Source organism: Tsukamurella spumae (assembly GCF_012396015.1).
Lineage (GTDB): Bacteria > Actinomycetota > Actinomycetes > Mycobacteriales > Mycobacteriaceae > Tsukamurella > Tsukamurella spumae.
The window spans coordinates 90,011-101,873 of the sequence record NZ_JAAXOQ010000012.1 but is presented as its reverse complement, the minus strand read 5'-3'; the positions used below and the strand labels follow the sequence as shown (position 1 = coordinate 101,873).

The following is an 11,863-nucleotide window of genomic DNA, read 5'->3' as shown; positions in this document are numbered from 1 at the left end:
CCGGGACTCGGGGGAATCATGACTGTTGTCGACGGTGCGCGCGGTGCCGCCGCGCTCCTGGCCGAGGTCGAGCGGCGCGAGGCGGAGTTGGCCCGCCTGGACGAGGAGTTCCGCACGGCGCGGGTCACCGCGCGGTCGCAGGACCGGACGGTCTCCGTGACCGTCGACGTGCGGGGGCACGTCGTCGACGTCGATCTGGCGCCGGCGTCGGCCCGGGCGCACCCGCCGGAACGGCTGGGGCCCTTGATCGTCGAGCTCGCGCAGCGCGCGGCCGATTCACTGCGCGAGTACTACGCGCGGCGCGCCGAGCTCGCCCGGACCCCCGCATGATCTTCGAACTGGATCCGGCGGCGTGGGAGCGGCTCGCGCGCACCGTCGACGCCCTCACCGAGGCGATGCCCGCACCGGCCGCCCTGCCGCTCCCCGAGGACCGGTACGCGCGGGCGCTCGGCGCGATCCCCGCCGCGTCCGACGCCGCTGCGCGCGAGTTGCACGCGTCGTCTGTGGCGGAGTTGCGGGCGCTCGCCGAGCGCATCCGCGACGGCTCCCGCACGGCGACGGCCGCGGATCGCGCCGCCGCCCGGGCGATCGAGGCGGCGGGATGAGCGACACCGAGTTCTGGCCCCGCTCGCCCGGCGAATTCGCCGGCGCCGCCGAGCAGTACCGCGCCGCGCACGCCGAGGCCCGGCGGATCGCCTCCCGGCTGGGCGTACGGGCACCGTCGGACGTGCTGCTCCGGGCCGGCGAGCTCGACGAGGCCCGGGCCGCCTTCGTCGGCGACTACGCGGTGCTCGTCGAGGACACGAGGGAGCGGATGACCGGCATCGCCGCTCGGACCGCGCTCGCGCGCCTCGATGCCCGCGGCGGGCGCCCGCCCGGCGATCCGGCGGCCGACGAGGCGGCAGACCTCGCGGACCTGCGGGGCCGGGCCGAGGCGCAGGACGCGGCGGAGGAGGCGGAGCGACGATCCGGGGAGCTCGCCGCGGGGCACGGCTCCGCCGTCGGCGCGATGGCGCCCCTCGGGGGCCTGGGCGTGCTCGGCCGGTCCCTCGGGGCCGACGGTGCGCACCGCGCAGCGCACTATGTCGTGCCCGTCGCGGCCCCCGCCGACCTGGACCTGCGGCTGCGGGAGCTGTGCGCGGCCATCGGCGGCGCGGCCCGGGACTGGGTCCGGATCGCGGTCGCGGAGGTCGTGGACGAGGCCGGCCGGCCCTGGCGGCTGATCGGCACCACGGAGCTCGACGGCTATCTACGGCCCGGCGTGGTGCTGCGCGACGGGGAGCTCGCGGCCGGGAACGAGGACTGGCCGGAGCTGTCCATCGCCACCTTCTGCGCCGCCCGCGGCTTCGCGCCCGGCCCCGTGGTCGGCGCGACCCCGCCGCCCGACGAGGTGTGCGATCACTTGCGCGCGTCGGGCTTCGCGCCGAGCTGGTCGGGCGACGCGTGGGCGGCGGGAGGAGGGGACGTCGATGCACAGGTCGACTAGCCTGCCGGAGCTGGCGGAGGCCGTCGCCGCCGTGGCGGCGGACCGTCGGCACGCCGCGGGCGTTCGGCTCGTGGCCGGAGCGCTGGATCGCGCGGCGGACCCGCGGCTCGACGACGCCGGTGAGGTGCTCCTCGACGAACGGCGGGCGCCGGGTTGCCGGCGCGGGGAGGCGCACCGTCTGGCCGCGGCGGCCGAGCACCTCGACCGGGCCGCGCACCGGTGCCGCCGCGACGGCGATCACACCGGCTACGTCCTGGGCTTCCAGGCGGCGCGGGCGCTGTCGGCGTTGCACTTCCTCGTCCGCGACGGCGGGGAGGCGTTGGCCGACATCGCGTACGAGGCGGTGATGGTGTGCGGCGCCACGGAGCCGGTGATCGCCGAACTCGTCGGTGGCCGCCGGTAGGGTGGCCGCGTGAATTCGAGCGCGCCGAGCAAGTCCGTATCCGCCCGCATCGCCGAGGAGCTCTCGGTGGGGGAGAACCAGGTCGCCGCAGCGGTCCAGCTGCTGGACGAGGGGTCGACGGTGCCGTTCATCGCCCGGTACCGCAAGGAGGTCACCGGCAGCCTCGACGATGCGCAGCTGCGCGCGCTCGAGGAACGGCTCGGCTACCTGCGGGAGCTCGACGATCGCCGGGCCGCCGTCATCGCCTCGATCGAGGAGCAGGGCAAGCTCACCGACGAGCTCCGCGCGGCGTTGCTGGCCGCCGATACCAAGGCGCGCGTCGAGGACATCTACCTGCCGTACAAGGTCAAGCGGCGCACCAAGGCGCAGATCGCGCGGGAGAACGGCCTCGCCCCGCTCGCCGAACGGCTGCTGGCCGATCCCACGCTGGTTCCCGAGGAGCTGGCGGGGGAGTTCCTCGGGGAGAACGTCGCGGATGCGGCGGCGGCGCTCGAGGGGGCTCGGCACATCCTCGTCGAGCGGGCCGCGGAGGACGCCGAGCTCGTGGGCACGGTCCGCGAGAAGTTCTGGGGTGAGTCGACTCTGCGCACCGGTGTCCGCGAGGGCGCGGACCCGCAGAAGGCGCAGAAGTTCCGCGACTACTTCGAGTTCTCCGAACCGATCGAGCAGATGCCCAGCCACCGGGTGCTGGCCGTGCTGCGCGGGGAGAAGGAGGAGGTGCTCTCCCTGCAGTTCGACGGCGGCGAGGACGCCTCCTACGAGGCGCTGGTCGCGGCCACGCTCGGGATCTCGAACCAGGGCAGGCCGGCCGACAAGTGGCTGGGCACCGTCGCCCGGTGGGCGTGGCGCACCAAGCTGATGGTCTCGGCGACCGTCGATGCCCGCACCCGGCTGCGGCAGCGCGCCGAGGAGGACGCGGTGACCGTGTTCGCCACCAACCTCAAGGATCTGCTGCTGGCCGCCCCCGCCGGTACACGGCCCACGCTGGGCCTCGACCCGGGCTTCCGCAACGGCGTGAAGACCGCCGTCGTCGACGGCACCGGCAAGGTGCTCGACACGCTCATCATCTACCCGCACCAGCCGCAGAACCAGTGGGACAAGAGCAAGGCGCTGCTGGCGGCGCTCATCGCCCGGCACGACGTGGAGCTCGTGGCGATCGGCAACGGCACCGCCTCGCGGGAGACCGACGCGCTGACCACGGAGTTGCTCGGGGAGATCAAGAAGGCCGGCGCGCGCGTACCCGCGAAGGCCGTCGTCAGCGAGGCCGGCGCGTCGATCTACTCCGCGTCGGAGTACGCCTCCCAGGAGCTGCCGGACATGGACGTCTCGTTGCGCGGCGCCGTGTCCATCGCCCGCCGCCTGCAGGACCCGCTCGCCGAACTGGTGAAGATCGACCCCAAGTCGATCGGCGTGGGCCAGTACCAGCACGACGTGTCGCAGGCCAGCCTCGCGAGGTCGCTGGACGCGGTGGTCGAGGACGCGGTGAACGCCGTGGGGGTGGACCTGAACACCGCGTCGGTGCCGCTGCTCGCCCGCGTATCGGGCGTCACCGAGTCGCTGGCCGCGGCTATCGTCGCGTACCGCGACCGGTCCGGCGCGTTCCGCAGCCGGTCCGGCCTGCTGGACGTCCCGCGGCTCGGCCCGAAGGCCTTCGAGCAGTGCGCCGGCTTCCTCCGGATCCGCGGCGGCGACGACCCGCTGGACGCGTCCGGCGTGCATCCCGAGGCCTATCCCGTGGTCCGGAAGATCCTCGACCGGTCCGGTCTGCAGCTGGCCGAGCTCATCGGCAACACCGCGGCACTCGCGAAGCTGCGCCCGGCGGACATCGCGGCGGATCTCGCCGACGAGCGGTTCGGCGTGCCGACGGTGACGGACATCCTCGCCGAGCTCGACAAGCCCGGCCGCGACCCCCGGCCGGCGTTCGCCACCGCGACCTTCGCCGCCGGGGTCGAGAAGGTGTCCGATCTGAAGCCGGGCATGGTGCTCGAGGGCGTGGTGACCAACGTGGCGGCCTTCGGTGCGTTCATCGACGTGGGCGTACACCAGGACGGGCTGGTCCACGTGTCCGCGATGTCGGACCGGTACGTCTCCGACCCGCACGAGGTGGTCAAGTCCGGGCAGGTCGTCAAGGTCAAGGTGGTCGACGTGGACGTCGAGCGGCAGCGCATCGGCCTCTCGCTCCGCCTGAACGACGATGCCGCCCCCAAGCAGCGCGGGCCGCGCGAGGGCGGGCAGCGCGGCGGCGACCGCGGCGGTCAGCGGGGCGGCGATCGCGGCGGGCAGTCGCGCGGTGGGCAGAACCGGGGCGGCCAGGGCGGGCGGAATCGTGGCGGTCAGCAGGACGGCCGCGGGCAGCGCGGCGGGCGCGAGCAGGCACCGTCGGGCTCGATGGCGGACGCGCTGCGCCAGGCCGGCTTCGGCAAGTGACGGCGTCGTCGTCGGGGCCGCAGCCGCAGGGGCGACTGACCTGCGGTGATGGGTCGCAGCGCTAGGTTGGAGGCATGTCCACCTGGTTCCAGCACGACATCATAGAGGGGGGACGGCTGCCGCTGTTCGCCTTCTTCGTCGGGCTGATCGCGGGCTTCGTGTGCATCCGCATCAGTGTGCGGCTGATCCGGGCCGAGGTGCGGTGGTGGTTCGGCAATGTCACGCCCGGCGGCCTGCACCTGCACCACATGGTGTACGGCGTGGTGCTGTGCATGGGCTCGGCGATCGGCCTCATCGCGAACTTCGACCGGGCCACCCAGACGACGGCGGCGGTGCTGGCCGGGGTCTTCGGGCTGGGCGCGGCGCTGATCCTCGACGAGTTCGCGCTGATCCTGTATCTGCGTGACGTGTACTGGCAGGAGGAGGGGCGCGCGTCGGTGGACGCCGTGTTCGTCGCGGTCGCGGTGACGGGACTGCTCCTGTTGGGTCTGCGCCCGCTGGACCTGGTGGACACCGCCGGGTTCCGGGACTCGCCGGAACGGGCGGCGCAGATCCTGTTCGGCGTGATCAGCCTTGGTACGGCCGCGATCGTGCTGCTCAAGGGCAAGATCTGGACCGGGCTCGTGGGAATGTTCTTCTTCCCGCTGCTGCTGATCGGCGCGATCCGGCTCGCGCGGCCGGGTTCGCCGTGGGCGCGGTGGCGCTATCAGCGCAAGCCCCGGCGGATGGCGCGCGCGCTGCGCCGGGAGCGCCGGCTGCGGCGCCCGCTGATCCGGGTGAAGATCGCCCTCCAGGAGCTGATGGCCGGCCGCCCGGACCTGCTGCCGCACCTGCGGGAGGACGCGGAGCGCGAGCTGGACCGCACCGTCGTGCCCGCGCCGGCCCCGCCCCGTCGACCCAGGTCCATGGCCCGCCGCCTGACGATTTCGAAGAATCGGCGCCGATCTGGCACAATCAACAGGTTGCCCGGGCTGCGTGCTGCCCGGGTGTATCCGACTGCGGAGCAGTCGGCAGGACAGGAGTACGAACCGGTCGAACCCCCGCGGCAGTCGTCGTGACGGGCCGCCAGGGTCCTCTGCTCGCGAAGACATGTAAGAAACGGATGATCCAGCGATGAACACGCTCGACTTCATTGACCAGCAGTCCCTGCGCAGCGATGTGCCCGACTTCCGCCCCGGCGACACCCTTGACGTGCACGTCAAGGTCATCGAGGGCAGCAAGGAGCGCGTCCAGGTGTTCAAGGGCGTCGTGATCCGCCGCCAGGGCGGCGGTGTGCGCGAGACCTTCACCGTGCGCAAGGTTTCCTTCGGCGTCGGTGTGGAGCGCACCTTCCCCGTGCACTCCCCGAACATCGCCAAGATCGACGTCCTCACCCGTGGTGACGTCCGTCGCGCGAAGCTGTACTACCTGCGCGACCTGCGCGGTAAGGCCGCCAAGATCAAGGAGAAGCGCTGACACCAGCGCCGGTCACCGTCCGCCTGGACGAGACCGACCCGCCTGCTCGGTAGTGTGTACCCGTGCCCGAGCAGACGAACTCCCCGGAGACCCCCGAGCCCAGCGATCCCGTATCGCAGGCCGGGGGTCCCGGCATTTCCGGGGCCGACGGCCCCGTCGAGCCCACCCGCAACGGCGGCCGACACGCCGCGCCGGACCCGGCACCGTCGGACGACGGTGGGGAGGAGAAGGCCGAGCGGGAGAAGAAGACCAACTGGCCGCTCGAGGTCGGAGCGATCATCCTGGTCGCGCTGGTGCTGAGCTTCTGCCTGCAGACCTTCGTCGGCCGGCAGTGGTACGTGCCGTCGGAATCGATGGAACCCACGCTGATCGGCTGCGCGGGCTGCACCGGCGACCGGATCGTGACGCAGAAGATCAGCTACTTCACCGGTGACCCGAAGCCGGGCGATGTGATCGTGTTCAAGGGCCCGACCGCGTCGTGGGGGCTCGACCCGGTGCAGAAGGTGCGCTCGGACAACACCGTCATCCGCGGCGTCCAGGAGGCTCTGTCGTACGTGGGCCTGCAGCCGCCGAACGAGAACGATCTGGTCAAGCGGGTGATCGCCGTCGGCGGTCAGAAGATCGAGTGCCGCCCCGAGACCGGTGTCACGGTGAACGGCCGCAAGCTCGTCGAGCCGTACATCGCGGACAACGCGAAGGCCTTCGCCAAGGATCAGGACGCGTGCTGGGGCAAGCCTTTCGGGCCGATCACCGTCCCCGAGGGCAATGTGTTCGTGATGGGCGATAACCGGATGGCCTCGGCGGACTCGCGCTACCACCTCGAGGACGAGCTGCAGGGAACGATCCCCAAGGCCGACATCCGCGGCAAGGTCGTCGCGATCATCTACCCGTTCAGCCGCTGGCAGACCGTCAAGGCGATCAACCCGCAGCAGGGCTGATCCGCGGTGCGGGACCGGTGGCCGCCGCGGCCGGTGGTGCGGGCATCGTCGGGCCTGAGCACCCTGGAGACGGTGCTGGGTCGGGCGGGGCTCGGTCCGGTCGCGGGCATCGACGAGGCCGGGCGCGGTGCCTGCGCGGGTCCGATGACGGTGGCCGCGTGCATCCTGCCGGCGCGGATCCCTCCCTCGCTGGCGCGCCTCGATGATTCGAAGAAGCTGACCGAGAACGCGCGCGAGCAGCTGTATCCGAAGATCCTCGAACTGGCCGTGAGCTGGTCGGTGGTGTCGATCCCGGCGCCGGAGATCGACCGGATCGGGGTGCACGTGGCGAACATCATGGGCATGCGTCGCGCGGTGGCGGGCCTGCAGGTGCGTCCGGGGTACGTGCTGATCGACGGTTTCACCGTGCCCGGCCTGGGTGTGCCGTCGCTACCCGTGATCGGTGGCGACGCATCCGCATCGTGCATCGCGGCTGCCAGTGTGCTGGCGAAGGTGACGCGCGATCGGGTCATGGCGGAGCTCGACGGCGATTTCCCCGGATACGGCTTCGCGGTGCACAAGGGGTACTCGACGGCCGTGCACATGACCGCGCTGACGGAGCTCGGCCCGAGCAGCCAGCACCGCATGCGTTACCAGAACGTGCGGGCGGCACTGGCCGCGTCGGCGGCCGGCGCCGCGGCGGCGCGGTAATCTGGAGCGGTTACGTTCGGTGACCCGAGGTGAGGAGGGCGACGTGAGCGCAGAGGATCTCGAGAAGTACGAGACCGCGATGGAGCTGTCCATGTACCGCGAGTACAAGGACGTGCTGAGTCAGTTCACCTACGTGGTGGAGACGGAGCGTCGGTTCTACCTGGCCAACGGGGTGGATCTGATCCCGCGCAACGCGGACGGCGAGGTCTACTTCGAGGTGCGGATGACCGACGCCTGGGTGTGGGACATGTACCGCCCGGCGCGGTTCCTCAAGCAGGCCCGCGTGGTCACGTTCAAGGACGTCAACATCGAGGAGCTGGACAAGCCTGATCTGCGGCTTCCGGACTAGCGCCCGCCCGTGCGGCGGGGCTCCGTCCACACATTTGCGTACATAATTTCTTTCCTCCACAGGCGCCGCGTTCGCCGGCGTAGCCAGTCGTGCCCCGGCGGCAGGATCGGTCCATGGGGAACAACGAGACGGGGCGTGTGGGCGAGGACGTCGTCTGCGACTTCCTGACCGACCGCGGGTGGACGGTGCTGGATCGGAACTGGCGGTACTCGGGCGGCGGCCTGCGCGGCGAGCTGGACGTGATCGCTCGCGCTCCGGACGGGCTGCTCGCGATCGTCGAGGTGAAGACGCGATCGGGCACGGCCTTCGGCACCGGCTTCGACGCGGTCACGCCCCGCAAGGTCGCCCAGCTGCGGGCCCTGACCTCGCGGTGGCTGGCCGAGAAGGAGGGGGCCTTCGCGCAGGTCCGGATCGACGTGGCGTCCGTCTTCACGCCGCCGGGCGGCCCGGTCACGCTCGAGTACCGGGCGGGGGTGGCGTGATGTCGGCGCTGAGCAAGGTGCACTCCGTCGCGATCACCGGGGTCGACGGTGCCGTGGTCGAGATCGAGGGCTGCATCGGCGCGGGGCTCCCCGCGGTGCACCTCGTGGGGCTGCCCGACACGGTGCTCAAGGAGTCCCGCGACCGGATCCGCGCGGCCGTGGTGAACATCGGGATGAAGTTCCCCGATACCCGGGTCACGGTCGCGTTGTCGCCGGCGACGCTGCCGAAGGTGGGGTCCGTCTACGACCTGCCGCTGGCCGTCGCCATCCTGCTCGCCGCGGAGAAGGCACCGTCGGACCGCGTCGAGGGGGCCGTCCTGCTCGGTGAGCTGGCCCTCGACGGGCGCGTGCGGGGGGTGCGCGGCGTGCTGCCGGCGGTGTTGGCGGCCAAGGAGTCCGGATTCGGGCGCGCCGTCGTCCCACTGGCCAACCTCGACGAGGCGGGGCTCGTGGACGGCATCGAGGTCCTCGGCGCCGCGCACCTGGCGGAGGTCGTGGCCTGGCTGTCGGGCGAGGGCGCGTTGGCGACCCCGGGGCCGCTCCCCGTCGACGGGCCCGATCCCGACGTGCCGGATCTCGGCGATGTCGTGGGGCAGCCGGAGGCGAAGTACGCCCTCGAGGTGGCCGCGGCGGGCGCGCACCACATCATGATGACCGGACCGCCCGGGATCGGGAAGACGATGCTGGCGTCCCGCTTGCCGGGGATCCTGCCCCCACTCGGTCGGCGCGAGGCCCTCGAGGTGAGCGCCATCCATTCGATCGCGGGGAGCCTGCGCGCGGACCGGCCGCTGGTGACCGTCGCGCCCTTCGTCGCACCGCACCAGACCTCGTCGGTCAGCGCATTGGTCGGCGGGGGCAGCGGCCTGGCCCGGCCCGGCGCGGTCTCACTCGCGCACCGGGGCGTGCTGTTCCTCGACGAGTCGAAGGATCAAAGACACCCCACGGTAGGGACTGCAGGATATCGCGGCGACGATGCGAATGTCAGGTACGAGTGTTCAAGTCAGACGTTCGAGAGGATTGCGAACGTGACCGCAGTCGCGACGAGTGCCGTCACCGACAGATAGCCCAACACCAGACCAGCGAGCGCCATACCTCCGCCCTGCTCTCCTGTCCTGCGAATCTGTGCCCGAGAAATGTGCCCGACGGGGATCGCCAGGGGTCCAGCCACGAATCCGAGAACAAGAGCAACGACCGCTAGCGAGTTGGTATGCGGGCTGTAGGGACGACCGCCGACGACTCGATCTGACGTAACCGGCTGTCCGTCGGGCGTATAGCCAACTACCTGGTAGACAGGCTGTCCGTCGGGAGCGTACCCGATTGGGCTGCTATTGGAGTCCGCCCTTTGACCCACCTTCTTTGCTGCTCTACGTATGAAGTATCCAGCTACTGCCGCCACAAGTATCCAGCCGAGGGCGATCGATATGTAGTCCATGACGCAGGACCATACCTGATAGGCGGCAAGACGTTAGGCGACCCACATCGGTGCAGTTCAGCGGGACAAAAGCCGAGCTATGCGACGGATGGCGGGCTTGTTGACGAGCTTGGTAGGTACCGAGCTGGATGCGGCCGAGTCTTCAACGATTTGCTTGATTTGAGATGTGTTCATCTATGCTAATTATCTCACGGTAAGGGCATTCAGTCGATACCGAACTAGCCCAACTTGATTCGCGCCTGGAGCCGTCGTGCCTGGTCATGTAGTGCCTCTGTCTCAAGGAGCAGCGCATCACGCTTGCCCACCAACTCGTCGATCCGGGTGATCAGGTCTCGAAGTCCAGCGGTCGCCTTGCGGATCTTCTCGTTAACCTCATCCTGAGCATCAAGCGCGTCGGCGATCGACATGCGCTGCTCTGCCGTCGGCGGAGGAGTTGGCCTCGCACCGGGTCGGGGTGCGCGTGACTCTGCGCTCGAACCCTTCTTCGGCGCAGGTCCTTGGCGGTCCAAGTTCGCTACTGCGCGATCGATCAAGTCGGCATGGAACTCGGACCGCAGACTCTTGGCTAGCTCTACTCCTGCCTTCGTCTTGAGGATCCTGCTTGTGATCTGCTCTGCAAGCCAGTCGATCGCCTCGTCCTCATGACGAATCAGCGTGCGTGTGCTGATGTTCATAGTGCTCGCGAATCGCTCACGCCGTCGCGTGAGGTCGAGCGACTGAAGCTGCTGTGGAGGAACCAACGCGGCGGCGAGCCACGCGAGTGATCGGTTGCTGGCCTCATCGTTGATCAATCCTTCGAGGTCGCGCTTGGCGGCATCGTATGAGTTCCAGCCGGTCATAAGCACGGGGGATCGCCGGAGAGACTCGACGGTCAACCCGTCCCGACGCATCTCCTTGAGCTCCGTGACTATGCGAGCCTGAATCGCATCCGACCAGTCCTTTGGATCGATCGATGACAACTAACCCTCCATTGTCGTGTCTGTCTCTTCTGTCGTCACTCTAGCAGGTGAAAGGCTCCGAATCTCGTGGCAATGGTGGACCCACCCGCGTGCATCAGGGTTGTCAGTTTCGTTTCACGTCAACCCTCACACTTGACGTAAATAGCCGCATGACGCTAGTTTGACGGTGTTGCCAAAGAGGTGACGGCGATCATCAAGACGGGAGCGGGCGATTGAGTAAGAAGCACATCCAACCTGCGGTGCGGCGCAACGCCAACACGCAGGTCAGCAGGCGGGCTGAGAGGACGGCGAGCGCGCTCGGTGACCTTGAGCATCGCAACGTGGTTGCGAGCATGCGCGACATGAAGGGGGCGCAGCACCTGGTCCGAAGCCAAGCGATTGGACACGGACTGACGGTCGACATGTACAAGCAGTCCAGAGACTTCGTGAATCAGCTCGATCGAATGGCTGACACTCAGGAAGAGCAGGAACTGGCGGCGAAGTACGCGAACCGTGTCGACCAGATCGATGCACAAGCGCACGCGAAGTTCATCGTGAACATGTACGAGCGGGCGCTGGATCAATGAGCGCTGAGTGGGTCGTCGCCGTGATCGGGATGGTGGCGATAGCCATCCTGGTTGCGGCGGGGATCGCCTCCTCACCGGAGGCGGACTCGGTAGAGGCTCAACGACTACCGCTTGATCCGGATGCCTTGACGATGGCAGAGGCCGCTGAGGTTCTCAGTGATCAGGCAAGCAGGCACGCGCTCTCGGAGCTGCAGTTCGCCGTAGAGGTCCAGAACGGAAGGATGAGGAGTCGGAAATGAGCAACGACGAGATTGTGAACCTGCTCGGGTGGGTCTACTTGGCTGGGGTCATCGCGTTCATCGTGGCTGCGGTATGGATTGGTAACAAGTTCGTGCTGCCGCTACTGCAGGAGCGTGACCGGAGGCAGCGCAAGCGCAAGCTCAAGCTGCAAGTGATGCGCTATAAGCGGGATGTGGATCTGCTCGGCGAGATTTGGGACGAACGGGACGATTAGGGAATGAACCGCCTACTGGACAAGCTGATCGTCGGCGCACTTCTGCTGTTCGGGGTCAGCTTGTTCGTCCAAGCGTTGATCGCGATGATCAGTCAGTACCTGCTCGCCATCGTGATCGGCCTTGTGGTGATCGTGCTGGTCGTGATCATGTTCCGGCAGTGGAACTCTCGGTACAAGGGGTAGGAGGTGCGCGCTTTCCGTAAGGCGGCGAAGGTGAGAAGA

General features: G+C 69.2%; 17 protein-coding genes and 1 pseudogene. 16 read left to right on the top strand and 2 right to left on the bottom strand.

What is annotated here, in order from left to right:
- The first annotated feature begins 18 nt into the window (after window positions 1-18).
- The 12 genes and pseudogenes from HF999_RS11070 to HF999_RS11015 all read left to right on the top strand — a co-directional run.
- The gene (locus HF999_RS11070; RefSeq protein WP_168545933.1) at window positions 19-330 is read left to right on the top strand and encodes a YbaB/EbfC family nucleoid-associated protein; all 312 of its coding nucleotides are present in this window, start codon (window positions 19-21) and stop codon (window positions 328-330) included.
- Window positions 327-605, top strand: coding sequence for a hypothetical protein (locus HF999_RS11065; protein WP_168545932.1), 279 nt, complete (start codon window positions 327-329; stop codon window positions 603-605). Before HF999_RS11070 ends, HF999_RS11065 begins: the two co-directional genes overlap by 4 nt.
- Entirely contained in the window at window positions 602-1,486 is an 885-nt protein-coding gene (locus HF999_RS11060; protein ID WP_168545931.1) for a hypothetical protein, read from the top strand. The genes HF999_RS11065 and HF999_RS11060 overlap by 4 nt, the downstream gene beginning before the upstream one ends.
- Entirely contained in the window at window positions 1,470-1,889 is a 420-nt protein-coding gene (locus tag HF999_RS11055) for a hypothetical protein (RefSeq protein ID WP_168545930.1), read from the top strand. Before HF999_RS11060 ends, HF999_RS11055 begins: the two co-directional genes overlap by 17 nt.
- A gap of 9 nt (window positions 1,890-1,898) precedes the next feature.
- Window positions 1,899-4,316, top strand: coding sequence for a Tex family protein (locus tag HF999_RS11050; protein WP_168545929.1), 2,418 nt, complete (start codon window positions 1,899-1,901; stop codon window positions 4,314-4,316).
- A 74-nt stretch (window positions 4,317-4,390) separates the two neighbouring features.
- The gene (locus HF999_RS11045; protein ID WP_168545928.1) at window positions 4,391-5,374 is read left to right on the top strand and encodes a hypothetical protein; all 984 of its coding nucleotides are present in this window, start codon (window positions 4,391-4,393) and stop codon (window positions 5,372-5,374) included.
- A gap of 55 nt (window positions 5,375-5,429) precedes the next feature.
- Complete coding sequence (gene rplS / locus HF999_RS11040; protein WP_019203499.1) at window positions 5,430-5,771, top strand: 50S ribosomal protein L19; 342 nt, start codon at window positions 5,430-5,432, stop codon at window positions 5,769-5,771.
- Between the two features lie 62 nt (window positions 5,772-5,833).
- A complete protein-coding gene (lepB, locus tag HF999_RS11035) occupies window positions 5,834-6,709 on the top strand; it encodes a signal peptidase I (protein ID WP_168545927.1) in 876 nt (291 codons plus the stop codon).
- Between the two features lie 6 nt (window positions 6,710-6,715).
- Window positions 6,716-7,399, top strand: coding sequence for a ribonuclease HII (locus HF999_RS11030; protein WP_168545926.1), 684 nt, complete (start codon window positions 6,716-6,718; stop codon window positions 7,397-7,399).
- 43 nt (window positions 7,400-7,442) lie between these two features.
- Complete coding sequence (locus HF999_RS11025) at window positions 7,443-7,748, top strand: DUF2469 domain-containing protein (RefSeq protein ID WP_013126285.1); 306 nt, start codon at window positions 7,443-7,445, stop codon at window positions 7,746-7,748.
- A gap of 113 nt (window positions 7,749-7,861) precedes the next feature.
- Window positions 7,862-8,230 carry a YraN family protein gene (locus HF999_RS11020; RefSeq protein ID WP_168545925.1) on the top strand — a complete coding sequence of 123 codons (369 nt, stop codon included), beginning with the start codon at window positions 7,862-7,864 and terminating at the stop codon, window positions 8,228-8,230.
- Window positions 8,230-9,216: pseudogene (locus HF999_RS11015) on the top strand (YifB family Mg chelatase-like AAA ATPase); the annotation flags it as partial. The gene HF999_RS11020 and the pseudogene HF999_RS11015, both read left to right, overlap by 1 nt.
- Before the next feature lie 14 nt (window positions 9,217-9,230).
- On the opposite strand, the gene HF999_RS11010 reads toward HF999_RS11015, so the two are convergent.
- Together HF999_RS11010 and HF999_RS11005 are read right to left on the bottom strand one after the other, a co-directional pair.
- Window positions 9,231-9,662 carry a DUF4190 domain-containing protein gene (locus HF999_RS11010; protein ID WP_168545924.1) on the bottom strand — a complete coding sequence of 144 codons (432 nt, stop codon included), beginning with the start codon at window positions 9,660-9,662 and terminating at the stop codon, window positions 9,231-9,233.
- Window positions 9,663-9,880: 218 nt separating this feature from the next.
- Window positions 9,881-10,621 carry a hypothetical protein gene (locus tag HF999_RS11005; RefSeq protein WP_168545923.1) on the bottom strand — a complete coding sequence of 247 codons (741 nt, stop codon included), beginning with the start codon at window positions 10,619-10,621 and terminating at the stop codon, window positions 9,881-9,883.
- Window positions 10,622-10,833: 212 nt separating this feature from the next.
- Here HF999_RS11005 and HF999_RS11000 point away from each other — a divergent pair, with 212 nt between their 5' ends.
- Genes HF999_RS11000 through HF999_RS10985 form a run of 4 tightly spaced genes read left to right on the top strand, consistent with a single transcriptional unit; the run spans window position 10,834 to window position 11,824 of the window.
- Window positions 10,834-11,187, top strand: coding sequence for a hypothetical protein (locus HF999_RS11000; RefSeq protein WP_168545922.1), 354 nt, complete (start codon window positions 10,834-10,836; stop codon window positions 11,185-11,187).
- The gene (locus HF999_RS10995) at window positions 11,184-11,426 is read left to right on the top strand and encodes a hypothetical protein (RefSeq protein ID WP_168545921.1); all 243 of its coding nucleotides are present in this window, start codon (window positions 11,184-11,186) and stop codon (window positions 11,424-11,426) included. Before HF999_RS11000 ends, HF999_RS10995 begins: the two co-directional genes overlap by 4 nt.
- Complete coding sequence (locus tag HF999_RS10990; RefSeq protein ID WP_168545920.1) at window positions 11,423-11,641, top strand: hypothetical protein; 219 nt, start codon at window positions 11,423-11,425, stop codon at window positions 11,639-11,641. The genes HF999_RS10995 and HF999_RS10990 overlap by 4 nt, the downstream gene beginning before the upstream one ends.
- Window positions 11,642-11,644: 3 nt before the next feature.
- Complete coding sequence (locus HF999_RS10985) at window positions 11,645-11,824, top strand: hypothetical protein (protein ID WP_168545919.1); 180 nt, start codon at window positions 11,645-11,647, stop codon at window positions 11,822-11,824.
- The last annotated feature ends 39 nt before the right edge of the window (window positions 11,825-11,863 follow it).